Here is a 24,687-nt window from a genome sequence, read left to right on the forward strand (position 1 = left end):
TTTATAGCTAAAAGTATCCTCATACATTTTTGCTACTTTTGTGTATACTGCAGCATGTACTATGCTTTAGTTCGTCTGCGGTTTTAGTTCGGATTAGAATAAAAAGGGAACACAATGGATAGTTGGTTTCGCGCCTTGCTTGGCGCTTCTCGTAACCAAAAGCGACTTCTCACGCTTGTATTAGATTCTATATTTATTGTCACGGCATTTTGGTTAGCGCTTATCGTTAGGCTAGATAGCTTGGCTCCATTGGCGAGCTTTAAAAACTGGCTCGTTCTTGCTTTGCTATTGCCTGTTAGCTTGGTTATTTTTGTAAAACTAGGGCTATATCGTGCTGTACTCCGTTACGTTGGGGCAAATGCTGTCGGTGCTGTTGTTTTAGGCACAATTGTAAGCACTGTTGTTTTAGTGCTTTCTTCATTTTTTACGCAAACTTCAATTCCGAGAACCATGCCATTTATTTATGCTTGGTTAATGATACTCTCAGTAGGTGGCTCGCGTATTTTGGTTAGAGCTTTGATTTGGCGCTTAACCTCATTTACAAAAACACCGGTGGTAATTTATGGTGCAGGGGATGCAGGTCGGCAGTTAGCTACCGCGCTCGCAACAGGGCCTGACTATTATGTTACGGCGTATCTGGACGACGATCCAACTAAACATAATGCTATTATCCAAGGGATCCCGGTTGTCGCCTTTGATGAAATCTATAATTTGATAGATAAAAAGCGAGTAAACAAGGTTTTACTTGCTTTACCAAGTGTGTCGCGCTCTCGCCGTAAAGAAATACTCACTAAGTTAGAAAAACTGCCGCTCGAGGTGATGACAGTGCCTGGTATGGCAGATGTTATTGACGGTAAAGCGCAGCTTAACGAGATAAAAGAAGTCGAAATCGAAGACTTATTGGGCAGAGATCCAGTGACGCCACAAGCAGAGCTGATGGCTGCAAATATAAAAGATAAAGTCATTATGGTAACTGGTGCAGGTGGTTCTATAGGCTCTGAACTATGTAGGCAAATTATATTAAATGGGCCTAAAAAGTTGGTGCTCTTTGAAGTGTCTGAGTTTGGTTTATATAGCATTGAAAAGGAGCTGAATCAGCTTGCATTGAATAAAGGCATATCGTTGGAAATAGTACCAGTGATGGGGTCGGTGCAACGTATCAACCGTATTGAAACTTGTATGAAAGCCTTTGGGGTGCAAACTGTCTATCATGCTGCGGCCTACAAGCATGTACCGCTTGTAGAGCAAAATGTTGTTGAGGGTGTTCGTAATAATGTATTTGGTACTTATTACACGGCTAAAGCCGCTATTAACGCAGGAGTAGAGACCTTTGTATTAATCTCTACAGATAAAGCGGTGCGCCCTACCAATGTAATGGGTGCAACCAAGCGTATGGCAGAGTTAGTGTTACAAGCCTTGGCTGAAAGTAAAGTAACGTCTAAAAATACCCGTTTTTGCATGGTACGTTTTGGTAATGTGCTTGGTTCTAGTGGTTCAGTTGTGCCTCTATTCCGTAAGCAGATTAAAGAAGGCGGACCAATTACCTTAACACATAAGGATATCACTCGGTTTTTTATGACCATACCAGAAGCTGCGCAGTTAGTTATTCAGGCGGGTGCCATGGGTAAGGGTGGTGACGTATTTGTGTTAGATATGGGTGAGTCTGTTAAGATCAAAGACTTAGCGACCAAAATGGTGCACCTTTCTGGCTTAGAGGTTAAATCAGAGTCAAACCCTCATGGCGATATTGAAATTGAATGCACAGGATTACGCCCGGGCGAAAAGTTATATGAAGAGTTATTGATTGGTGACAATGTTGAAGAGACCTCTCATCCACGGATCATGACGGCCAATGAAGTAAAATTACCAATGGCAGAGCTAGAAGACTTTATGAGTGCAATGGATACAGCTTGTCATAACTTTGATCATGAGCTTATTCGTAAATTGTTGTTAGAGGCGCCTACAGGGTTTAATCCTACAGACGGTATTTGTGACTTGGTGTGGAATGAAAAACGCCAAGTGCTTGAAGCTCAACGTGAGTCTGAACGGAAAGTGATCAATTTTAGGAGCGTGTAACGCTCCTTTTGGGAAGTTGTTTATTTGTAGCAGCGACTTTATGTCGCGCAGCTCTTATCTTGGGATAAACCCGCTGCTACGGGAGTGGCGTTTCGGTACTGTTGTCGCGGGGTAAACCCGCTGCTACAAGGTTGGGTTTTTCTATACTTCATTGTACGATATCTACATAATATTTATAACGGTGTCTGAGTTGGTTAATTTGCTCTTTCACATTAAATTCAAGAATTGAAAATAAAAATCGGTCTGCGCACATGTCAAAAATAAATACGATTCTTGCAGGTAGCATTGCACTTGCAAGCATACCTGTTTTAGCTGATACCCAAATAAATAACTACACCGCATTTGCGGGCTACACTGGTATTTTTAATACCCCTACTGCCGAGGTACTTAAAAAGGGAAGTATAGATATTGGTTACAATAATAACTTAGACCTTCGTGGCGAGCGGTATGTTGATGGGCATAATTATATTTTTGCTGCTGGATTGTTTGATGGCTTAGAAGTAAGTGGTCAAATAGCTGCAAGTTCGATGCATGACAATCTATTTAACGCTGAAATAAAAGCTGAAAAGCAGACTCGTGATCTTTCTTTTAATCTTAAATACCAACTCCCTTTTGTGCCTAAAGAGTGGTTTAACTTAGCAATAGGTGGGAAAGACCTAGGTGGTGCAGCTAATAAATATGAAACCTATTATTTAGCTGGTTCACGCGAATGGAATGACTTTAGGTTTTCTGCTGGTTTTGCGGTAAGTGATCGCGCAACCGGGCAAATGGATGGCGCTTTTGCTGGTATTGAATGGCAGCCGTTGGATTGGTTTGCATTGCAGGTTGAGCATGATGCGGATGCAGTGAATGCGGGCTTACGTTTAACTGTACCTAAAGAGTGGATTTACGATGTAGGTACACTCACGTTAACTAGCAAGTTTTACAGCAATACAGACCATGCAGAAAAGGATACCTTTTGGGGAGTTAACTTTTCGATGCCGCTTTTTGAGCAGGCTAAGCTAAATGATCCAACAGAAGCAGCACCAGCACCGATTTTAGATAACCATAAAAAGCGTGAGGCTGCATTTGAAGCGCACTATCAACAGCAACGAGAGTTGGCTCAAAAGCCGCTAGAAGAAGCTAAGCAAGAAGTAACGGAGCGTGATGAATACAGAAAGTCACTTACACTACAAACTCGGGAGCTTAAAAATGCACTAATCGACGACGGCTTAGAGGCGATTAGTGTGGGCTTTAATCGTGACCCACATATTGTTGTAAGTTTTGAAAACTATGTTTTTAATCGTAATGATATAGACGCTATTGGTCTTGTGCTTGGTCGTATTGCTGAACATATAGATGAGCCTGAAGCTAAATATACGATTCAGTTATTAAACCGTGGTATTCCGATGCTTTCTGTGCGTGGTGATATCGATAATTACCGTGAATTTATTAATACCAGCAGTACACCAGATATGGATATTCGTCGCGGTGAAATGGATCCGATTGGCAGTGTATCTTGGGTGGGAATGCCTAAAGCCAACAGTCCATATTTTAGACCACGTGTAACGATAGGGCCTTCTCTAGATTCACACTTTGCGACTGAGATAGGTGTTTATGACTTTTCACTCGCAATTAAAGCCGATGTGGATGTGCCGATGTGGTACGGCGGTGGTATAAGCGTTAGCGCTGAAACCGAAGTTGCCAAAACAGATGACTACGAAACAGGCAAAGCATTTGGTCGCTTTGCAAAAGACAGTGGTGTTACGCAAGCGACAATCTATCAAACGTTAGATTTACCGTATGGAATCTATAACCAAACCCATATTGGTTTCTTTAAAGAGTTTAATGACTATACCGGTATCAAAAACGAAACGACTTGGCTTAGTGAAAACGGTCGTCACCAGCTTAATGCTGAAATTGGTTATTTAGAATATGATGACTATGACTTAGACAGAGACTATCAAACTTTGTCTTATCGTTATAACTGGGTTGAGCAGGATGTGAGTTTTCACGCAACAGCAGGTCGGTTCTTTTATGAAGATAGCGGTGTAAAACTAGAAACTCGCTTTTGGTTTGGCGACAGCTATATTTCAATCTTTGCTCAAGATACAGATGTACAAGTCGCAGGTATTGCGTTTAGCATCCCGCTTACTCCACGTAAAGATATGGCACCAATCCGTTATGGCCAGATAAAAGGGAATGAAGCTTGGCGCCATGAAGTGAGTACACGTATTGGTGAGTCAACAAATGCATTGGTGATTGGCCGTGGACATTCAGTTAAAACACCTGTGAATTTGGATAAGACATTCCTTAATCAAGGACGCTTGTCTAGTAGTTATATTTACAGCAATTTGGCAAGATTACGAGAAGCATACCTAACTTACAGATAACAGTAGCAGCGACTTTGTGTCGCGATGCTCCTGTCGCGGGATGAACCTGCTGCTACGGGAGCGGTGTTGCGGTGTTTTTGTCGCAAGGTTATGTATTCGTAGCAGCGACGTTACGTCGCGATGTTTTCGTCGCGGGATAAACCCGCTGCTACGGGAGTGGTGTTTTGATGCACTTGTCGCAGGCTTATGGATTCGTAGCAGCGACTTACGTCGCGAGGCTCTCGTCGCGGGATAAACCCGCCGCTACGAGAGATGCTTCGATGCACTTGCCGCGGATTATGGATTCGTAGCAGCGACTTTGTGTCGCGATGCTCCTGTCGCGGGATAAACCTGCTGTTGCTAAAACCTGCGGAAATCACACCGCCATCTCATTCTAGCTATTAAATTTATATACCTTGTTAATAATTAAGCACTATATTGCAACTTTTTGCTATAAATTTGACTTCATTCATTGTCTATTTAGTGTTCTAAAGGTATCCTACTTTCAACTTATTACAGGCGGTTGGAACTACCGCTTTTCTGTGATAAATTAAGGCAGCTAACTCCGACTATATGGTTGTTTTTCCGCTAGATTGGTAGAATAACTGAGTTGGCTTTAGTCAGGGAGCGACTTAGTCCCTGTCTGTCTTATTAAATGATTTAAAACTTAAGCTTATATTGCTCTCTCGCGATATGGCTTTTTTTATGAGTTAACGCGTCAAATTGGCGTAAGTTAACAGAAGGAAAACAAGGACTAATCATGATTGCAAATAAAAAATCTCTTCTTGCGCTCTCTGTAGCGTCTGCGCTAACGCTGTCTGGCTGTTTTAGCGATGATGACAACAACGTAACTATCACGCCTCCACCAGAGCCTACTGATCCAGTAATCGTTGCACCTGAGACTCCAGATGCGCTAGCACTAGTTGTAAACGGTAACGTTGTTAATGCAGACTTCGACGCGATCAAAGCGCAAGTAACCCTGCTTGAAAACGGTGAGCTAAGTGCAAACACTGTTGACGTAAATGGCACTGCAGTAAACGTGATTGACGCAACTGAAGGTGACTTTACTTTCACACTGAAAGAAGGTGCTTCTGTTGATTCAATTACTGTTAACGTAACAGCTGAAGGTTATGTATCTAAGAGCTTTATTGTTGATTTAACACTTGCTGAAGGCGAGTCAGTAGTTCCAGCTCAACTAGAGCTTGTTTCTAAGAACGCTGAAGGTCTAGCTGATAAAGTGGTAGAAGCTTCTGTAACTGATGCGACGACTGCTGAAGTAATCACAGCAAAAGCTGAATCTGGTAAAGCAGGTGCTGACGTAGCGGTTCCAGCAAATACTCAGCTACTTGATGCAAACAACAATCCAGTGTCAGGTTCTACAATTTCACTAAATGTTACTGCTGCTGATAGCACATCAGCAAGTGCAGGTGCGATTCTTCCTGAAGGTCTTAACGCAGCAGGTGCTGCTGAAGTTAAAACTCCAGTTGCTGTAACTAACATCGTAATGACTGACGATGCTGGTAACAAAATCAAGAAGTTCAGCCAGCCTATCGAAGTAACAATGGCAATTCCAGCTACAACTACACTAAGTAGCGGTGAAGTTGTTAAAACAGGTGATGAACTAACGCTAACCTCTCACAACGAAGATACAGGTGTTTGGTCTACTGAGACAAACAAAGTAACTGTTGGTGCATTGAATGAAGCAAACGGCACATACGCTGGTTCATTCATGACTGACCACCTTACGTTCTTCTCTGCGGTAGATACATTCGATGCATGTCAATCAGACATCAATGTAACTTTCTCTGGTGATGCAATCCCAGCTAACGGTTTAACTGTTAAGATGGAATCTAGCGACTATAAAGCTTCTGTACAAGCAAAAGCAGGTTCTACATCACAAACTGTTATTTCTGCAAACAAGGCATCACAAAAAGGCATTGCTGCTGATGCAACTGCACGTGTAACTGTTAAAGACAAAAACGGTAACACGTGGTTCGATAGCGAAACTGAAGTGTCAGTTTGTGGTAACGTAAACGTTGCGCTATCTAACCCTGTTACACTTGTTGCTGAGTCATTCGCAGTAACTGCTGTTTGTGAAAACGACAACACAGTAACTACACCACTAACAGGTGCTGTAGTTAAATACCGTCTAGAAAACAAAGGCTTTGAATCAGCTGCTGGTACTGGCGGTACATACGAGCTAACAGACCTAGTAGAAACGTCTTCATATGAAGTACGCGTTGTACCACGTGGTGCTAAGTTTGCGGGCCTAGGTGCTCAAAACTTTACTATCACTGCTGATGGTACTGATGAGTCAGCTGAAATCACTGTAGCATGTGACGAAGTAACTGGTTCTTAATAACTATCGATTAAGGCAATTTACGTCTTAGTAAGATTAAAAAGCCGCTTAAATGCGGCTTTTTTGTGTCTGTTTCTTATTTAACCTGAGGTTTGGATAAGGAATGTTCCAACTCATTGTTCCTAAAGAACAACTTAGTTTTTTCCTTTTCTAGCCAGAGAGTTTTAGGGAAAACAAGGCGAATTTACGCACCAATAGCTGGCTATTGGAAGTGAATTCAACGCAGTTAGCGCTAAAACTGGCTGCTAGAAAGGCATTAATTATCCGCAGCTCAGGTTATTTAGTAGTGTCTATTAAAAGGCGTTGTTGTGCGACCTTGTATTTAAAATATGTCAGTAGTTGTTACGACAAACTAAGGCTATGAAGTAAAAGCATTTGTTATCTTGGCAGCTCTCGCCAATCACGAACTAACTCGCACACCTCAGTGTAAAAATATTTTAATTACTAGCTGGACAATCTTTGAACTTTCTCTATATTTAAGTTTCGATGTAATAAAACGCGCGTTAGTGCCGCTTGGCACTTTCAAAAAAGGGAACAAGGACCAATCATGATTTCGAACAAAAAATCTTTACTCGCTTTATCTGTAGCTTCAGCTTTAGCACTTTCGGGCTGTTTTAGCGATGACGATAACAATGTGGTAATCACTCCGCCACCTGAGCCAACAGATCCGGTAGTTGTTGCACCAGAAACGCCTGCAGCTTTAGCATTTGCTGTAAGTGGTAACGTAGTTGATGTTGATACTGTTGATATCGTTGCGCCGGCGACAATTACCTTTTTTGAAGATGGAGAACCAACCTCAAATTTGGTTAACGTTAATGGCGACGCAATCACTCAGATCACAACAGAAGATGGTAGCTATACCTTTACTGTAAAAGAAGGGGCGAATGTTGGGATTGTAACTGCAGTAGTCGCTGCTGATGGTTATTTTTCAAAAAGCTTTGACATCGACTTAAGTAATGAAGATTCGGCAGCAACGCTAGAAGCTGAATTGGCGCTTGTGTCAAAAGGTGGTGACGAAGTTGTTGAAGCAAGCGTTTCTGAAAGTGTAACTAACGCAACAACAGCTTCTCCTGTTACAGCTGCGGCTGCAAAAGGTAAAGCTGGTTCTGATGTAACGGTTCCTGCAGGCGTGCAACTAAGAGATGCAAGTGGTAATGCCGTTACAGGTACTTCTGTATCATTAACTGTTGGCTCTGCGGATCCTACGTCTAGCAAGATTTCAGCGGTTTTGCCTGCAGGGTTGAGTGCTGGTAGTACAACCAGCATTAAAAAGCCAGTTGGTGTAAGTAATATCGTTATGCAAGATAACAATGGAACTAAGATCAAACAATTTAGCCAAGAGATCGATGTTTCTGTTTCACTTCCTGTCGCGACCTTAGCACCATCTGGTGATAGAACAATTCAAATGGGAGATCAGTTTGATGTTTCTTCAAACAATGAAGATACTGGTAAATGGCAGTCAGAAACGAATAAAGCAACTGTTGGTGCGTTGAACGCTGAAGGCACGGCTTACAAAGCATCTTTTAAAACCGATCACCTTACGTTTTTTACACTGTCTCGCTCAGTTCCAATCTGTACGCAAGGTATTACTGTTAATGTGACTGGCGATACTGTGCCGAGTTCAGGTCTATATGTGAGTATGACCTCTGCTGATGCGAGCGTATCAAGTTATTTACGTGGTGGTAGTACATCAAAAACAGTTGTTTCAGCTAGCACTTCAGCGCGTTATGGTATTAGTTCAACAGCAACAGCACGTGTAGTTATCCGTGATGCTGCAGGTAACGTGTGGGGGAATGCTTCATCAACAAATGCTGAAGTTCAGGTATGTAATGGCCCAGTTTCGATCACGCTAGCAAATCCAATTCAAACCACAGTTAACGAAAATGTAACTGTTAGAGCTGTGTGTTCTAACGATACAACGGTAACAGAAGTTATCCCAGGTGCGATTGTAAAGTATAGATCAAGTACGACTAAGCCATTCCGCACAGCAGCGAACAATGGTGACGGTACTTTTGCATTGTCAGCACTAAACGGTGATGTTGCGTCATATGCCGTTAGTGTAGATCCTCGAATTTCAGCACCATTTACAACGTCTATTACGCCAGATGGAACAGATGAAACTATCGATGTTTCAGTGGCTTGTGACACTGTAACGGGTAGTTAATACAGAATGATTAGTCCAATCAGTTAAGCCGCGGAGACGCGGCTTTTTTCTTGCCTAAATCTTAAATATTTTTATTCATAAAATCATACCCCCAGAATTAACCTTTCTTTCGTAGCAGCGACTTTATGTCGCGACTCTTTTATGACTTTATTTCAGAATTCTTTCTATAGGCTTATGCCACGGTCTTTTTTTATTGTGAAGATCCTGCCGCCATTATTGGTTTTCTATCGCGGGATAAACCCGCTGCTACGAGTTTGGCGTAGCAGCGACTTTAGGTCGCGACTGTTTTTATGCCTTTATTTCAGGGTTTTTTCTATAGGCTTATGTCACGGTCTTTTTTTATTGTGAAGATCCTGTCGCCATTATTGGTTCTCTATCGCGGGATAAAGCCGCTGCTACGAGTTTGGCGTAGCAGCGGCTTTATGTCGCGACTGTTTTCATGCCTTTATTTCAGAATTCTTTCTATAGGCTTATGTCACGGTCTTTTTTTATTGTGAAGATCCTGCCGCCATTATTGGTTTTCTATCGCGGGATAAACCCGCTGCTACGAGTTTGGCGTAGCAGCAACTTTATGTCGCGACTCTTTTCATGCCTTTATTTCAGGGCTCTTTCTATAGGCTTATGTCACGGTCTTTTTTTATTGTGAAGATCCTGTCGCCATTATTGGTTCTCTATCGCGGGATAAAGCCGCTGCTACGAGTTTGGCGTAGCAGCGACTTTATGTCGCGACTCTTTCTATAATTTTATGTAAAGGTGACGCTATGACGCTCCTGCCGACGGACAAGCCTGGGTCTAGGCGGGAAGGTGACTATCAAACTTCCGAAAAAGACTAAAAACCGTTAAACTTAAGATCTTTAGTATACTCAATACGTTGACTACAGTATGAAATCTCATTTAGGCCGAAGAGCATTTTCCACTATGGAGCTTCATACCTTGTTTAACGGCTATATCTACTCAGATGAAAAACTAAAGCGTGAACAGCCTAAACATTGGCATTTTTGGCTACCTTTACTGAGCTATTACACTGGTGCGTATAGTGATGAAATTGGCTCACTTACACTTAATGATGTTTACTACGAAGACCACGTTCATGTATTTCACTTTAACACCCACGGTAAAATTCAACCGCGAGTGGTGCCTATTCATCCCGCATTATGGCAAGCAGGTTTGGAGCAATATCTAGCATTGGTAAAACAGCAAGGACATCGACGTCTTATGTTTGATTTACCTGCAAAAACTGGTCGTTATAGCGAAAAAGTTAGAATATGGTTTTCTGGAGAGGGGGAAAGACAGGGATATCTACAAAAATGTGGTTTACCCAATGTTGATCAGCAAGGAATGAAAACGGCGATCAGCAGTTTACGACTAAACTTCGAGCAACAAATCAGAATATCAGCTATTCAGCTCGGGACTAAAGACAGTTTTCAATATTTATTGGGTTTAAAGCAAGATGGACATGAAGTTACGCGCCCACCTTTCCACTTGCTCAAGCAAGTTATTTCTCCGATCCGGGTGATTAATCCCAATATCACATGGAAACGCTTTTCGGAGCGGCACTAAAACGTAGTACTCAGTTACTACCACTTCTTACGTCAAGCGCATTATTATTTGCAAGATAAGTTAAGCAAGTAATACGCAGCATAGACGCCAAGTTTTTGATCTCACCATGACGTTCAATCACTTCTTGGTAAAGTAAAGAAATAAACTCGGCAAGGCCCAGATCTTCCCGTTGAGCTATGGTTTCTAATACTTGCCATATTTCATTTTCTAACGCGAGGCTAGTAACAGCTCCTTGAATACGAATAGAACGTTTGGCTACTTCGTAACGATGAGGCTCAGTTGATGCGTAAAGTTCACACATATAAATTCCGTAGGTAAAGTAATGGCAAAAATGATCCACTCAATGATCAGAGTGAAAGACGCTGATCGCTCAATCAAATTTTATCATGATGTATTTGCGTTGGCAGTGAAACGACGCATCGACTTTAATGATTTTTCTCTTATCTACCTTGGCAACGATGAAACTTCGTTTGAACTGGAGCTAACTTGGAATCATGACACCACTGTAGATTATACAATCGGTAATGGCTATGGGCATTTGGCTTTCGCCACGGATAGCTTGCAGGCTGTCTACAACAAGGCTCAAAAGAATAGTTATTGCCCTAAAGAAATCAAAGATTTTTATAATAAAAATGTATTAATAGCAAGATTCTTTTTTATTAAAGATCCTGATGGTTATGATATTGAAGTAATTGAAAAAAGCGATGTATATCGGTAGCTTAGGGTTTAGCCCGCGATGTAAAGGCATGAAAACAATCGCGACCTAAAGTCGCTGCTACGAATGTGAATAAACTTGTAGCAGCGGGTTTATCCCGCGACCAAGGTTAGCAATTGCGACATAAATTCGTTAAAGGTGCCGCGACGTCAACAAGGCGTAAAAGCAATCGCGACCTAAAGTCGCTGCTACGAATGTGGATAAACCTGTAGCAGCGGGTTTATCCCGCGACCAAGGTTGGTTATTGCGACATAAAATTGTCAAAAGTGTCACGACGTCAACAAGGCGTAAAAGCAATCGCGACCTAAAGTCGCTGCTACGAATGTACGCAACCCTGTATCTGGGGGGATCCTGCGGCCAAAGTTGATTCCAATATACTTTTGAAGTTTGCTCTCTTTCAAATCTGCTCTATTCTTTAAGTATGCAGGGTTATAAGGATATAACATGTACAAAAGTCAAAACTTGAGGAATAAGCGGGTCTCACTCGTAAATCATTTCTATGCAATTACCTTAACGTGCAAAGATAGAAAATCGTACTTTAACTCCTTTTCGATTTGTGCTGAGGTCGCTAAGACGATCATGGCTTGTGAGCAGGCGCAGCTTTTTAAAGTTATTGCTTTCGTATTAATGCCAGATCATCTTCACTTAATTATTCAATTAAATGGTTCTTTAAAGTTACCAGGTTCTATTCGAGCGATAAAAGGCCGCATAGCAACCAGTCTGCGTTCTTTCGGAGTATTTGGCTTATGGCAAAAAGGTTATTATGAACATTTAATTCGAAGCGAAGACGACTTAAGAGAACAAGCAAGGTATATAATTCAGAATCCAATTAGGGCTAAGCTTGTTACGCGGGTAGGTGAATATCCATATTGGTTTTGTATTTGGGTGTGATTTATTAAGGTGATTGCAGTTAAACAGTCGCGACCCAAAGTAAAAAGGTCGCGACCTAAAGTCGCTGCTACGGATGTGGATAAACCTGTAGCAGCGGGTTTATCCCGCGACATAAAAGCATGAAAACAGTCGCGACGTAAAGTCGCTGCTACGAATGTACACAAACCTGTATCTGGGGGGAACCAGAGACCAAGGTTGACAATTACGACATAAAATCGTTAAAGGATTTGCGACGTCAAGGCGTGAAAACAATCGCGACCTAAAGTCGCTGCTACGGATGTACATAAACCTGTAGCAGCAGGTTTATCCCGCGACCAAGGTTGGCAATTGCGATATAAAATCGTTAAAGATGCCGCGACGTGAAGGCATGAAAGCAGTCGCGACCTAAAGTCGCTGCTACGAATATACGCAAACCTGTAGCAGCGGGTTTATCCCGCGATCAAGGTTGGCAATCGCGACATAAATTCGTTAAAGGTGCCACGACGTCAAGGCGTGAAAACAGTCGCGACCTAAAGTCGCTGCTACGAATGTACGAAAACCTGTAGCAGCGGGTTTATCCCGCGACAAATTAAGAAGCTAGGCTTAATTGATGAAAGCGCTTCAAAAATTGCGAAAACTCTTCACCTAATTGCTCATCACGAATAGCATATTCAACGATGGCTTTAAGGTAACCAAGCTTGTCGCCACAATCGTGCGAACGACCGCTCATATGAAAAGCCTCAACGGTTTCCTGTTCCATCAGCATATCGATAGCATCGGTTAACTGGATTTCTCCACCAGCACCGACTGGTGTTTTTCTTAGTAGTGGCCAAATATTTTTAGAAAGCACATAACGACCAACAACTGCTAGATTGGAAGGAGCTGCTTCTATGGCTGGCTTTTCTACCATATGCTTTATTGCACTACTTTCACCTGGACGTAGCGACACACCGTTGATATCAGCAATACCATACTTGCAGACATCCTGCTGTGGTACAGGCTCTAACATAATTTGGCTAGCTTTCGTTTGGTTGAAACGAGATAGCATTGCAGCTAAATTTTCATTTCCCTGATCGGCTGTGTATTCATCCAAAATGACATCGGGCAGTACAACAACAAAATCGTTATCCCCAACGATAGGTTGCGCGCACAAAACAGCATGGCCAAGACCTTTGGCTTCACCTTGACGAACATGCATAATCGTAACGTGTTCAGGGCAAATCGAGCGTACTTCTTGTAAAAGTTTACGCTTAACACGTTTTTCGAGCGTTGCTTCCAATTCAAAGCTGGTATCAAAATGGTTTTCAATTGCATTTTTTGACGAGTGAGTCACTAACACAATTTCTTTAATACCCGCAGCAACACATTCTTTGACAATATATTGAATGAGTGGCTTATCTACCAAAGGCAACATTTCTTTAGGAATGGCTTTGGTCATTGGGAGCATGCGAGTACCAAGGCCCGCGACAGGAATAACTGCTTTCATAAAAAATCCATATTTTGACTGGTTTCCAATTTTCATCCGTATTGTAACGTGTCATACAAAAGTTGCAAACCAGATTAAGTTGCAATTTCTTCAATAGTATTTAGGAGTATACTCTAATACTTCATTTTATGCCGTTGCTTCGCTTCTTAACTATCTTAGAGCTATTTGCTCAAGCCATTAGGCGAATGAAAACATGATGCACGACGAGAGCTGAATGAGCACTGATTTTGGAGATTACAGCTTTGATCTTTCTATGCTTTTTTATATCTCAATTGAGAGTTACTGTGCATAAGAAAGTAAACTGATTTTGTCTTGCATATTAGGCTCTATCTAGTGAAACATTAAATTAGGCTTAATTTTTTATTAAGTTCGACTTTACGGCAGGAATGTGGGTTGAATGTGAAGGCGTAGCGTAGTCATCTCATCAAAGCGATGTTAGCTTGTATTACAACTGCTTTTATCGCGATCTGTACTTATAGGGTTAAATATCATATCTATTTTATTCGGTTATTTTTAGGCCGTACGTTAAAATTAAATTGGATAGTCGTAATAAAAAAGCCCCTTTCGGGGCTTAAATTAACCTTTAGATATGGAATAATTAAAAGTTGACTGTGATTTCGTTTGAGCAAATTTCACCAGATTGACATACTTTATATGTGTAGCTGGTGGCTTCTAAATCACGTGAGAAGTCTCTGAACTTACCTGTGTTTGCAACCGTTTCAAGTGCTTGACCATCACGGTAAATCGTTACTTCATCAGCACTGCTGCCTTGCCATGAAAGCTCTACGCGGATAAAGCCTAAGCGAGACTTATTAGCGCGAACCAGCGATAGCTCAACCTCATCAGTGCTAACCGCAACAGACTGAGTGGTGGTGTGGCTGTTGCCTTCACTATCAGTCACCGTTAGAGAAACGCTGTACTCACCAGATGCTGCAAATTCATGAATTGGGCTTGCGTCAGTACTGATGCTGCCATCACCAAAGTCCCATGCCCAGCTAACGATATCATCATTCGGATCACGGCTTTCATCAGTGAATGTCACGGTAAGGCCTGAAGCTGCAAAGCTAAAGCCCGCAACAGGAGGTTGAGGTGATGCTTCGCCTAGACCTGTTAGGTTTAAAGTCCAGCTGTTCAATGTACCAGTATCGATACCTGCATTATCTGAGACTGCTAATGTCCAATCACCCGTTGCAACTTCACCATTAAATGCCGCAGAGTTAAAGGTTTGGTTAATGTCATCAGCACCGCCACCTTGACGGTTATGCAGTGTTGCCACTGTACCTGCAGGAGAAGTAAGCGTAACAATTAAGTCGCCGATGTAGGTGTGTGTAATATCCACTAAGGTATTACTATCAAATACAGTAACGCTGTCAGCCACGGTGATCACAGAAGTAATACCTGAAGCATCGTTATCTGGAATGTCTACCGCGGTAGTATTTTCATAGCTGAAATCGCTTAACCCCTGAGGTAATACATACAGCCCTACTTGCTCTTGATCGGCAAGCTCGCCAGATGTTGCGTTAAGAGTGAAGCTATACTCACCCCACTGAGTTGAAGCTGTAGTTGGTACTGAAAGAGTTACTGTATCGCCTGGCATTGCATTAGTCGCAGACAATGTCGCACCTGCAATTGGTGAAGTAACGGACAAATCAATAGTGCCCTGCCAGTCAGCGACTGAAGCAAAAGTAAATTCGTATGTTGCAGTATCGCCCGCTGTGATTTCTTGATTAGCAGGACGAGCTGATACTCTAAAGCCTGGCTCTGGATCTGCATCAATTACTGCTTGATTCACATTTAAGCGCTTACCAGATACTGTTTTATCTGTAAGGTCAGCATTAACATCACCACTTTGCATCAGTAGGTTTTTAAGCTCAATAGCAGTGAGAGTCGGGTTGATAGAAAGTACTAGGGCCGCTGCACCAGCAACGTGAGGCGTCGCCATCGAAGTACCTGAGTAGCTTGAGTAACCACCACCCGGAACGGTAGATAAAATTGCGCTACCTGGTGCACCCATGTCTACAGACGTTAGACCCCACTGTGAAAATGAAGACATCGCGTCAGTGTGAGTTGTACTAGCGATAGAGAATACGCTGTCGTGCTCATAGCTTGAAGGATAGTGAGGGTTTACATCGTTATCTACCGCACTGTTACCGGCCGCCGCTACAAATAAGATGTCCGCATTTTCACTTGCAGTGATTGCATCAGAGAGTGCTTGGCTAAAGCCGCCGCCGCCCCAGCTGTTATTAGTAACGCGAACGTTGTGACCGGCATTTTTAAGCGCTACGATATAGTCAATACACTCAATCGCATCTGAAGTTGAGCCTGAGCCTGATGCATCTAGGAATTTACAGCCCACGATTGAGACTTCATGGTTCACACCAGCAACGCCTGTTGCGTCGTTGCCAGAGGCACCGATAGTACCTGAAACGTGTGTACCGTGACCTTGGTCGTCCATCGGGTCGCCACTGCCTGTGATTGCGTTAATACCGTGAACGTCATCAATATAGCCGTTACCATCATTATCAATGCCATCTCCAGCGATCTCTCCTGGATTGCGCCATGCGTTTGCCGCGAGATCTGGGTGGGTATAATCAATACCCGTATCGATCACACCGACGATAACATCACGTGAGCCAACCGTAATATCCCACGCTTCAGGAGCGTCAATATCGGCATCAGCCGTACCACCTGTTTGACCTGTGTTATGCATGCCCCAAAGCTCATCAAAGCGACTATCATCTGGGATTCCAAGTGCTTTTACTTGATAGTCAGGTTCGACATATTCAATGGCCGGGTGGTTAGCTAGTTTTTCAATTGCTTGCTTTGCTGTGATGCTATCTAGTTTAAAGTTTGCTAGGCGACCTTTTAAAACATTGCGATATTTGTCGTCTACGCCATCAGCGTTCAAATCCGCCATCTTGGCTTTTACAAGGTTTCTTGCATTGGCACGAAGTGCAGCAGAAGTGTTTTCTTTAAACACAACTAAGATGCTGTCATCTGCGGTTGCTGTTGTAGTTTCGATTTGAACAGCTGCTTGAGAAGTGAAAGCAAGTACAGGAAGCAAAGCCAAAGACAATGCAGAAAGTTTAGATCTCATATTAATAACCTTTTTAATTTCAAGCGTATCCATCAATACACAATTTTTGGGTTGGTAGTTTTTCTGGTAGTGGCTGTGGTCTTTTTGGCAACGTCTTAAAACCTAGACCCAGATATTGAGCAGTGCAATGTAAAAAAAGAGTTAATTAATAAAATCAGTTTTTTTTACTGATTTTTAATTTTTGGAATAGATTATTTGGTTCTTTTTTATGGGGTGAGTGGATATGGGTACGATTGAACTTTAGTCATACTTTTTTTGTACCTCCATATTTTATTCGTAATTTTGTGTGAGTTTACCCCTGTACTTTATTGAAAATAATGGAGTATTTTTTTCATAAAATCTTCTTATTTATCTTCAGTTGTTCCCATCTTAGAGTTAAAGGTGACAAGACGTAATAAAATATATTATTTCAACATATGAATTTGCTGACTTTGATATAGATTATGTTTTTCACTAAAAATGTAACACTCTGGTAACTGGCACAGGTGGGAGCGACTCAGGAGTAATGAGTCATAACAGGACGTTAGTTAAGTGGAAAGTTGCAGTTGGCTGAGTTCGGCAACAACTCAATGCCTGCACCGCTCACTTAATTGAAAAATAATATAATAAATCTCTAAGGAGAACAGTGTGAAGTTTTCAAAATCAATCGTAAGTTGCGCTATCGCGCTTGCACTAACACATTCAGTTACAGCACATGCTGAGGCAAAATCAGATAATAAACCACTTTCAACTTCTGCACTTTCACAAGTGGAGCGTGCAAGTGGAACAAGTAACGAACTCAAACTTTCACAAACGTCAGGTAGCCAAGGTGGTAACGAGTTAGCTTCGGTGCAACTGGGTACTTCTAACCTGACAGATGTGACTACGATTGGCGACAACAATATTACTGAGGCCGATCAGAATGGTACTGGTAACGTCGCTATTGTTACGACCACCGGAAATAACAATAACCAAGTATATAGCCAAGATGGTGAATCTAACGGCGCATTAACCGAGGTTACTGGTGATGATAACGCGATTGACATTCAGCAATCAGGTAGCGGGATCCTTGGGATTAACAACGAAGCCATCAATGTGATTAATGGCGATCAAAATACTATTACAGTATCTCAAGGTTCTGGCGGCCAATGGTTCTACAACCTAAATATGCAAGGTAGCCAAAACGAAGTAACAGCGACACAAACAGGTACGTGGAACGAAGCGACACTTGAGTCAGTACAAGGTGACATGAACCAAATCACCTTAGATCAAGATGGTGTGTATAACCAATATAAAGTAGTTAGTCTACAAGGTAATGAAAACGAAATTGAATCGAGCCAAAGCGGCAACTTCAATGTTATCTCTGTAGAGACTGTGATTGGTGATGACAACCAAGTTGAGATCGAGCAATCGGAAGGTGATAGCAATACGGTTAACGTATTTGAAATTACTGGAGACAATAACGAGCTTAGTATCGATCAGGAAGGCTCAACTAACACCTTCGCGTCAGATTTATTAGTTGGTAACGACAACGAAGTGATGACTGAACAACGTGGCGACGAGAACAAAGCCCAAGCTGACGTGATCGGTGATAATAACGAATTTACTGCGATGCAAATCGGTAATGGTAACGAGATGTATCTTGGGGTTGCTGGCGAGAACAATGAATTCTCAGCAACTCAAGTAGGTGATGCGAACATCGCACACATTGCGAACTTCAACGGCAGTGATAATGATGTTGATGTTACCCAAACGGGTGATGAAAACGAGGCTGTGGTGCAGTCATCTTATCCAGACGTTAGCCTGGCAAGTAATGATAACGCAGTTGATATTTCTCAAAGTGGCACAGGCAATGGTGTTGTTGTGACAATGAGCAGCGTATTTGATAGTAGCTCAAACCAAGTAGATATTGCGCAGTCTGGCGAGTTCAACGCGATTGATCTGATGCTCGAAGGTAGTCGCAATATGCTAGACATCACACAAAATGGTAGCAACAACTTTGTGATGGGTATGGGTTCTGAGGCATTCATCATCAATGGCGATGATAATGCGTTTACAGTCAGCCAAATTGGTGACGGCAACTTAGTCCAAGGTGGAATTACAGGTAGTGGTCAAAACATTACCGTAACTCAGGTTGGTGACAACAACGTTGCGACTATCACTCAGCAATAACTAAGTAATTTAGATAGGGGGCAAAACCAGCCCCCATATTTTGTACTATCCAGCTAACCAAAACATCAATGTGAATCTCGTCAGTAAAGATATTCTACGCCGTGAGTAAACAGATAATGATAAGAATAATAACACTCTTGAGCGCTATGCTCGTTTCTACATTTTCACTAAATGCACAAGAAGATGTAGAAATTGATGGTTTAGTCATAGATCAGAGTATTAGCCGATTTGGTCACCAGTTTTACTTTCAATTTTCACAGCTGTGGAGAGATGTTCCTAACACCTCGGGAATTAATATCACGGTTAAAGAAACGGTTTTGCCAAGAGCAGGCACTCGGTTAGAAGTATTAATGAACAGTCGCGCAGTGTACGCAACAGCAATGGGAAGAAGGGGCGGCTCCGTTGATGAACGAGTTGAAGCTGCTATTTTCACCATTATGGATGCGATGGCGAGAGAACAATATCAACAGAATGGCTCTGAAGATCTAGCTGCGAGCGGGTGGTAAAATGACAACAATAAAAACAACAATCATGTTCGCTGGTTTAATACTACTTGGTAGTGCTCATGTGACAGCGACTGAGCTTGTATATAAACCAATTAACCCTGCATTTGGTGGTAATCCGTTAAATGCCAATATGTTACTGAGTAAAGCACAATCTCAAAATAAACATAGAGCACCAATCATAGAAAAAACCTATGACGAAAAGTTTCAAGAATCACTCGAGCGTACATATCTCAACCGTTTGGTAAGAGAAATCACGGATGTTGCGTTTGGTGAAGATATTCAAGACAGTATCTTTAATCAAGACGCGACATTTATGAGTGGTGACTATCAAATTCAAGTGATCACCAGTACACCCGACACCATCACGGTTAGGATCACGAATACAGCATCGGGTGAAGAAACCATTCTAGAGGTCCCCAGATTTGCCTCATCTGCTGGTGGAGGATATTAAATGCTCCGCGTAATTTTATTGATATTTTTATTACTGCTTAGCGGTTGTTCTAGCATGTCTCGCGTATTGCCACCTTCGCAAAGTGTAGCAATTGAGCTGATTGACACCGAAACCTTTGCAGAACTAAAAAACTTACCTACACCGAAAGGGCGAATTCCCGTTTCTGTTTATTCATTTCGGGATCAAACAGGGCAATACAAACCACAAGATAATGTAAGTTCATTTTCAACAGCGGTGACTCAAGGCGCTAACTCTATTTTAATGCAGGCACTACACGAAACGGATTGGTTTATTCCGGTAGAACGTGAAGGACTGCAAAACTTGCTGACCGAGCGCAAAATTATTCGTGCAGCAAGTGATGATAATGACACAAACGCTTTGCCACCTTTAATGACTGCAAAGATCATTTTAGAAGGCGGGATCATCAGCTATGACTCTAATATCCGCACAGGCGGTTTGGGGATGGAATATTTTGGCATAGGTGCATCTGAGCTTTACCGTGAGGATGTTATCTCTATTTATATGCGCGCAGTTGATGTTCGTACCGGGCAAGTGTTGCTCTCCGTCGCGAGTAGCAAAAAGGTGCTATCCATGGAGGTTCGGGCAGGGTTTTTCCGCTATGTAAGTTATAAACGTTTGGCTGAAGCCGAAGCGGGTTTTAGCGATAATGAACCAATGCACATTTGTGTAACCCAAGCGATAGAAAAAGCGCTGACTTTGATGGTACAACAAGGCATTGAAAAAGGCGTGTGGTCGGCCGCTACCGCATCGTAGGTCGCGCTTTAGCGCGACAAACCTTTACCACAACGCTCGATTTTACTCGGCAGACACCACCAACCGTAGGTCGTGCTTTAGCGCAACAAACCTTTACCACAACGCTCGTTTTTACACGGCACGCACCACCAACCGTAGGTCGTGCTTTAGCACGACACATCTTCACCACAACGCTTCCTTTTATATGGCACGCACATCAACCGTAGGTCGTGCTTTAGCGCGACACATTTTTAAGCACGACACAACCTTGATCACGTGCTCACACCACCCACTTTAAAATAAAGAATAATACTGGTGCATGAGATTCAACAATAAAGTCAGCCACCAATAAGCTGAGTATGTTAATCTAATTGGCAATGAAATAATAAAGAACGCTAACATCATGCACGTACATATTTTAGGGATTTGCGGTACCTTTATGGGCGGGATCGCAGCCATCGCTCAATCATTGGGGCACAAAGTCACAGGTTCAGATCTCAATGTTTACCCGCCGATGAGTACACAACTTGAATCACTCGGAATTGAACTAACTCAAGGGTACGACCCTAAGCAACTCATCGATGTTGAGGCTGATGTGGTGATCATCGGCAATGCCATGAGCCGTGGTAATCCGTGCGTTGAATATGTTTTAGAAAAAGGGATGCGTTATACCTCAGGCCCTGAATGGTTAAAAGACCATGTATTACGCCAGTCATGGGTGTTGGCTGTGGCCGGAACGCATGGCAAAACAACCACTGCAAGCATGTTAGCGTGGTTACTCGAATACGCAGGATTACGCCCAGGTTTTTTGATTGGTGGCATAGTGCAAAACTTTGGTGTGTCGGCGCGCACGTCAGATACGCCATTCTTTGTTATCGAAGCCGACGAATACGATACGGCGTTTTTCGATAAACGCAGCAAGTTTGTCCATTACTTACCTCGCACGTTAATACTCAATAATCTTGAATATGATCACGCTGATATTTTTCCTGATTTAAATGCCATTCAAACCCAGTTTCATCATTTAATTCGCACGCTACCCAGCCAAGGTAAGGCCATATATCCAGCAGATGATGCTGCGTTACAAAACGTCATTGAACGTGGTTTTTGGAGCGAGCAGGAATCCCTTGGTAAAGAATGGTCGTATAACCTGCTCAAAGCCGACGGCTCTCGCTTTACAGTGTTATTTGAAGGCGAAGAAAAAGGCGAAGTAAATTGGCAGGCGATTGGTGTGCATAATGTCAAAAATGCCATGATGGCGATTGCAGCGGCAAGGCATGTGGGCATTCCAATCGAGGTAAGTATCGAAGCGCTAGGGCAATTTATTTCTCCCAAACGCCGTATGGAAATTAAAGGAGAGGCCAATGGCGTTACTGTCTATGATGACTTCGCGCATCACCCCACTGCAATAGCAACGACCCTAGCAGGGCTTAGGGCCAAAGTTGGAGATGCACCTATCATTGCTATTTTAGAGCCTCGCTCAAATACGATGAAGCTTGGCATTCATCAAGAAACTTTATTGCAATCACTTGATGTGGCAGATGACGTGTATCTATTCGAACCAGATGGCCTATCTTGGTCTCTTAAAGCGCAAGCCGAAGCCGCGGGTCGTCAGTGTTTTGCAAGCGTAGATGAGATTGTCGCACAGGTAGTGACAAATCAAGCACCAAACCAGCATGTGCTGATCATGAGTAATGGTGGTTTTGGTGGCATCCACGACAAACTTTTAACTGCATTGAAAAAGTAATCACTATGTCAGAACAAACATTTAATGGGCCAATTACGCTGGCCTTTAGTGGTGCGTCGGGCGCCCCATACGGACTGAGATTACTCGAGGTATTGGTGTCGTTAAACTATCAAGTTTACGTGCTAATCTCGAGCGCAGCCAGAGTGGTGCTGGATACTGAGTCCAATCTAAAACTCTCTGGTAATGAACAAAAAGCAACGGAGCAACTACAGGCACTTTTCTGTGCTAAAGATAAGCAAATTCAGGTGTTTGGTAAAGATAACTGGTTTAGCCCTGTAGCATCTGGCTCGGCCGCACCCAAGCAGATGGTGGTGTGTCCGTGTAGCGCAGGAAGCGTGTCAGCCATTGCGCTTGGGGCATCTGATAATTTGCTTGAGCGTGCAGCAGATGTGGTGATCAAAGAACGTGGCCAATTAATATTAGTGCCGCGCGAGACGCCCTTTAGTCCAATTCATCTTGAAAACATGCTCAAGCTGAGCCGCTTGGGGGTGACTATCATGCCGGCAGCGCCTGGTTTTTATCATCAGCCACAAAGTATCGACGATTTGGTCGACTTTATGGTGGCCCGTATTTTAGATCATCTACACATCGAGCATACCTTAGCTAAGCGCTGGGGTTATGGAGAATAATAAAATATGACAATAGCACTGAACATCAAAGGGTTAAAGAAAGTTTATAGTAACGGCGTCGAAGCCGTTAAAGGCATTGATCTCGAAGTTCAAGAAGGGGACTTCTTCGCATTGCTTGGTCCAAATGGGGCGGGTAAATCTACCACAATAGGGGTTATTGCCTCACTGGTAAATAAAACCCAAGGCAGTGTAGAAGTTTTTGGCCATAGTATTGATACTCATTTGGAAGACGCTAAGTCGAACTTAGGTTTAGTACCACAGGAATTCAACTTTAGCCAATTCGAGACGCTTAACCAAATTCTAGTGACTCAGGCGGGCTATTATGGTGTGCCAAGAGACGTTGCCCATCAGCGAGCCGAGAAGTATCTCAAGCAGCTTGGACTATTTGATAAAAAAGACAAGCAAGCTCGCACGTTATCCGGCGGTATGAAACGGCGCTTGATGATTGCAAGAGCATTGATGCATGAGCCTAAGCTTCTTATTTTGGATGAACCTACGGCTGGTGTGGACATTGAACTACGCCGTTCTATGTGGGATTTTTTGCGTGAAATTAATAAGCAAGGCGTAACGATTATACTCACAACACATTACTTAGAAGAAGCTGAGCTGTTGTGCCGTAATATTGCGATTATCGATAAAGGCACGATTGTTGAGCATACGACCATCAAGGCATTACTCGCAAAGTTAGACAAAGAAACGTTTGTACTTGATCTTAAGCCACCCATGCAGCCTGTGGCACTCGATGGTTACCAATTTACCACCGTCGATGACCATACTATTGAGGTAGAAGTAGCTAAGTCGCAAGGGCTCAATGGAGTATTCACACAACTCACAGAGCAAGGTAATCAAGTATTAAGTATGCGTAACAAAGCTAACCGTTTGGAAGAGTTGTTTGTTGGCTTACTGGAGCAGGGGAGAGGGGCATAATCGTGTTGAAATATGGCGTCGCGTTAAAAAGTATTTGGATAAAAGAGTGTATTCGGTTTTTACGTATTTGGGTGCAAACCTTAGTACCCCCAGCGATCACCATGACACTTTATTTTGTGATATTTGGCAGTTTAATCGGCTCGCGCATTGGTGATATGGGTGGCTTTAGTTACATGGAGTTTATTGTTCCTGGCTTAATCATGATGTCGGTGATCACCAACTCCTATTCTAATGTTGCCTCGAGTTTTTATTCCACCAAGTTTCAAAAGAGCATTGAAGAACTACTCGTTGCACCTGTGCCTAACTATATTATTGTACTTGGCTATATGGGCGGTGGTATGGCGCGAGGTATGCTCGTTGGGCTTATTGTTACTGTCGTCAGTCTGTTTTTTGTGGATATTCAAATTCACAACCTAGCGGTTATTGTTATTACGGTTATTTTAACGTCAGCCGTGTTTGCATTAGGCGGTTTGATCAATGCGGTGTTTGCCAACAGTTTCGACGATATTAGTATAATTCCAACCTTTGTGCTGACACCCCTGACTTATCTTGGCGGTGTATTTTACTCAATCACATTACTACCGGAGTTTTGGCAAGGTGTGTCGCAGGTAAATCCAATCATTTATATGGTAAATGCCTTCCGTTTTGGCTTTTTAGGTGTTTCGGACGTTGATATTGGCGTCGCCTTTACGGTATTAGGTGTATTTATATGTGGTCTATTTTGGTTGTCACTGTACTTAATTAAACGCGGTGTTGGACTAAGACACTAACCGCAGGATAAAGAATGAGCGCTGTCATCAATTGCAGCGCTCTTGCGTTATTTCAGGTAAAATCCTCACCATTCC

Annotated in this window: 19 protein-coding genes; 16 read left to right on the forward strand and 3 right to left on the reverse strand. The window is 42.7% G+C overall.

The window, feature by feature from the left end; genetic code table 11:
- Positions 1-114 precede the first annotated feature (114 nt).
- The 5 genes from BB427_RS11470 to BB427_RS11490 all read left to right on the forward strand — a co-directional run bounded on the left by BB427_RS11470 (position 115) and on the right by BB427_RS11490 (position 10,510).
- Positions 115-2,076: a polysaccharide biosynthesis protein gene (locus BB427_RS11470; RefSeq protein WP_069020848.1), complete on the forward strand. Its 1,962-nt coding sequence runs from the start codon at positions 115-117 to the stop codon at positions 2,074-2,076.
- Between the two features lie 251 nt (positions 2,077-2,327).
- Positions 2,328-4,448 (forward strand): YjbH domain-containing protein, encoded by a 2,121-nt coding sequence (locus BB427_RS11475; RefSeq protein ID WP_069020850.1) that lies wholly within the window; start codon positions 2,328-2,330, stop codon positions 4,446-4,448.
- Positions 4,449-5,187: 739 nt separating this feature from the next.
- Positions 5,188-6,786, forward strand: a complete 1,599-nt coding sequence (locus tag BB427_RS11480) for a hypothetical protein (RefSeq protein ID WP_069020852.1) — start codon at positions 5,188-5,190, stop codon at positions 6,784-6,786.
- A gap of 547 nt (positions 6,787-7,333) precedes the next feature.
- Positions 7,334-8,950 carry a hypothetical protein gene (locus tag BB427_RS11485; protein ID WP_069020854.1) on the forward strand — a complete coding sequence of 539 codons (1,617 nt, stop codon included), beginning with the start codon at positions 7,334-7,336 and terminating at the stop codon, positions 8,948-8,950.
- Positions 8,951-9,832: 882 nt separating this feature from the next.
- The gene (locus tag BB427_RS11490; RefSeq protein ID WP_175401275.1) at positions 9,833-10,510 is read left to right on the forward strand and encodes a hypothetical protein; all 678 of its coding nucleotides are present in this window, start codon (positions 9,833-9,835) and stop codon (positions 10,508-10,510) included.
- A 10-nt stretch (positions 10,511-10,520) separates the two neighbouring features.
- Here BB427_RS11490 and BB427_RS11495 read toward each other — a convergent pair whose 3' ends face one another.
- Positions 10,521-10,811, reverse strand: a complete 291-nt coding sequence (locus BB427_RS11495) for a ribbon-helix-helix domain-containing protein (protein WP_069020856.1) — start codon at positions 10,809-10,811, stop codon at positions 10,521-10,523.
- Between the two features lie 21 nt (positions 10,812-10,832).
- On the opposite strand from BB427_RS11495, the gene BB427_RS11500 reads away from it, so the two are divergent.
- Both BB427_RS11500 and BB427_RS11505 read left to right on the forward strand, forming a co-directional pair.
- Positions 10,833-11,228 carry a VOC family protein gene (locus BB427_RS11500; protein ID WP_069020857.1) on the forward strand — a complete coding sequence of 132 codons (396 nt, stop codon included), beginning with the start codon at positions 10,833-10,835 and terminating at the stop codon, positions 11,226-11,228.
- Positions 11,229-11,669: 441 nt separating this feature from the next.
- Entirely contained in the window at positions 11,670-12,116 is a 447-nt protein-coding gene (locus BB427_RS11505; RefSeq protein ID WP_069020858.1) for an REP-associated tyrosine transposase, read from the forward strand.
- Positions 12,117-12,684: 568 nt separating this feature from the next.
- On the opposite strand, the gene galU is transcribed toward BB427_RS11505, so the two are convergent.
- A complete protein-coding gene (gene galU / locus BB427_RS11510; protein WP_069020859.1) occupies positions 12,685-13,581 on the reverse strand; it encodes a UTP--glucose-1-phosphate uridylyltransferase GalU in 897 nt (298 codons plus the stop codon).
- Between the two features lie 598 nt (positions 13,582-14,179).
- Positions 14,180-16,678 carry a S8 family serine peptidase gene (locus BB427_RS11515; RefSeq protein WP_302622131.1) on the reverse strand — a complete coding sequence of 833 codons (2,499 nt, stop codon included), beginning with the start codon at positions 16,676-16,678 and terminating at the stop codon, positions 14,180-14,182.
- A gap of 627 nt (positions 16,679-17,305) precedes the next feature.
- Between BB427_RS11515 and BB427_RS11520 the strand changes: the two genes are divergently transcribed.
- From BB427_RS11520 to BB427_RS11560, 9 genes are all read left to right on the forward strand, one after another.
- Positions 17,306-18,829 carry a curlin gene (locus tag BB427_RS11520; RefSeq protein WP_069020861.1) on the forward strand — a complete coding sequence of 508 codons (1,524 nt, stop codon included), beginning with the start codon at positions 17,306-17,308 and terminating at the stop codon, positions 18,827-18,829.
- A gap of 116 nt (positions 18,830-18,945) precedes the next feature.
- On the forward strand, positions 18,946-19,335 hold the full coding sequence (locus BB427_RS11525) for a CsgE family curli-type amyloid fiber assembly protein (RefSeq protein WP_302622132.1): 390 nt from the start codon (positions 18,946-18,948) through the stop codon (positions 19,333-19,335).
- Between the two features lies 1 nt (position 19,336).
- Positions 19,337-19,786 (forward strand): curli assembly protein CsgF, encoded by a 450-nt coding sequence (locus tag BB427_RS11530; protein ID WP_010368509.1) that lies wholly within the window; start codon positions 19,337-19,339, stop codon positions 19,784-19,786.
- A complete protein-coding gene (locus BB427_RS11535; protein WP_069020863.1) occupies positions 19,787-20,560 on the forward strand; it encodes a CsgG/HfaB family protein in 774 nt (257 codons plus the stop codon).
- Positions 20,536-20,766 carry a hypothetical protein gene (locus BB427_RS11540; RefSeq protein WP_069020864.1) on the forward strand — a complete coding sequence of 77 codons (231 nt, stop codon included), beginning with the start codon at positions 20,536-20,538 and terminating at the stop codon, positions 20,764-20,766. The genes BB427_RS11535 and BB427_RS11540 overlap by 25 nt, the downstream gene beginning before the upstream one ends.
- A 176-nt stretch (positions 20,767-20,942) precedes the next feature.
- Positions 20,943-22,286 carry a UDP-N-acetylmuramate:L-alanyl-gamma-D-glutamyl-meso-diaminopimelate ligase gene (gene mpl, locus BB427_RS11545; RefSeq protein ID WP_069020865.1) on the forward strand — a complete coding sequence of 448 codons (1,344 nt, stop codon included), beginning with the start codon at positions 20,943-20,945 and terminating at the stop codon, positions 22,284-22,286.
- Between the two features lie 5 nt (positions 22,287-22,291).
- The gene (locus BB427_RS11550) at positions 22,292-22,915 is read left to right on the forward strand and encodes a flavin prenyltransferase UbiX (RefSeq protein WP_069020866.1); all 624 of its coding nucleotides are present in this window, start codon (positions 22,292-22,294) and stop codon (positions 22,913-22,915) included.
- Between the two features lie 6 nt (positions 22,916-22,921).
- Complete coding sequence (locus tag BB427_RS11555) at positions 22,922-23,842, forward strand: ABC transporter ATP-binding protein (RefSeq protein ID WP_010605732.1); 921 nt, start codon at positions 22,922-22,924, stop codon at positions 23,840-23,842.
- A gap of 2 nt (positions 23,843-23,844) precedes the next feature.
- Positions 23,845-24,612: an ABC transporter permease gene (locus BB427_RS11560; RefSeq protein WP_069020867.1), complete on the forward strand. Its 768-nt coding sequence runs from the start codon at positions 23,845-23,847 to the stop codon at positions 24,610-24,612.
- Positions 24,613-24,687 lie beyond the last annotated feature (75 nt).

Source organism: Pseudoalteromonas sp. BMB (assembly GCF_001709235.1).
In the GTDB taxonomy this organism is placed as follows: Bacteria; Pseudomonadota; Gammaproteobacteria; order Enterobacterales; family Alteromonadaceae; genus Pseudoalteromonas; species Pseudoalteromonas maricaloris.

Excerpts from the sequence above, each read along its gene's own strand:
- BB427_RS11505 (WP_069020858.1), top strand. The coding sequence starts at position 11,670 with ATGTACAAAAGTCAAAACTTGAGGAATAAGCGGGTCTCACTCGTAAAT.
- BB427_RS11480 (WP_069020852.1), top strand. The coding sequence starts at position 5,188 with ATGATTGCAAATAAAAAATCTCTTCTTGCGCTCTCTGTAGCGTCTGCG.
- BB427_RS11525 (WP_302622132.1), top strand. The coding sequence starts at position 18,946 with ATGATAAGAATAATAACACTCTTGAGCGCTATGCTCGTTTCTACATTT.
- BB427_RS11550 (WP_069020866.1), top strand. The coding sequence starts at position 22,292 with ATGTCAGAACAAACATTTAATGGGCCAATTACGCTGGCCTTTAGTGGT.
- BB427_RS11500 (WP_069020857.1), top strand. The coding sequence starts at position 10,833 with ATGGCAAAAATGATCCACTCAATGATCAGAGTGAAAGACGCTGATCGC.
- BB427_RS11470 (WP_069020848.1), top strand. The coding sequence starts at position 115 with ATGGATAGTTGGTTTCGCGCCTTGCTTGGCGCTTCTCGTAACCAAAAG.
- BB427_RS11535 (WP_069020863.1), top strand. The coding sequence starts at position 19,787 with ATGCTCCGCGTAATTTTATTGATATTTTTATTACTGCTTAGCGGTTGT.
- BB427_RS11515 (WP_302622131.1), bottom strand. The coding sequence starts at position 16,678 with ATGAGATCTAAACTTTCTGCATTGTCTTTGGCTTTGCTTCCTGTACTT.
- BB427_RS11495 (WP_069020856.1), bottom strand. The coding sequence starts at position 10,811 with ATGTGTGAACTTTACGCATCAACTGAGCCTCATCGTTACGAAGTAGCC.
- mpl (WP_069020865.1), top strand. The coding sequence starts at position 20,943 with ATGCACGTACATATTTTAGGGATTTGCGGTACCTTTATGGGCGGGATC.
- BB427_RS11485 (WP_069020854.1), top strand. The coding sequence starts at position 7,334 with ATGATTTCGAACAAAAAATCTTTACTCGCTTTATCTGTAGCTTCAGCT.
- BB427_RS11490 (WP_175401275.1), top strand. The coding sequence starts at position 9,833 with ATGAAATCTCATTTAGGCCGAAGAGCATTTTCCACTATGGAGCTTCAT.
- BB427_RS11530 (WP_010368509.1), top strand. The coding sequence starts at position 19,337 with ATGACAACAATAAAAACAACAATCATGTTCGCTGGTTTAATACTACTT.
- BB427_RS11475 (WP_069020850.1), top strand. The coding sequence starts at position 2,328 with ATGTCAAAAATAAATACGATTCTTGCAGGTAGCATTGCACTTGCAAGC.
- BB427_RS11555 (WP_010605732.1), top strand. The coding sequence starts at position 22,922 with ATGACAATAGCACTGAACATCAAAGGGTTAAAGAAAGTTTATAGTAAC.
- galU (WP_069020859.1), bottom strand. The coding sequence starts at position 13,581 with ATGAAAGCAGTTATTCCTGTCGCGGGCCTTGGTACTCGCATGCTCCCA.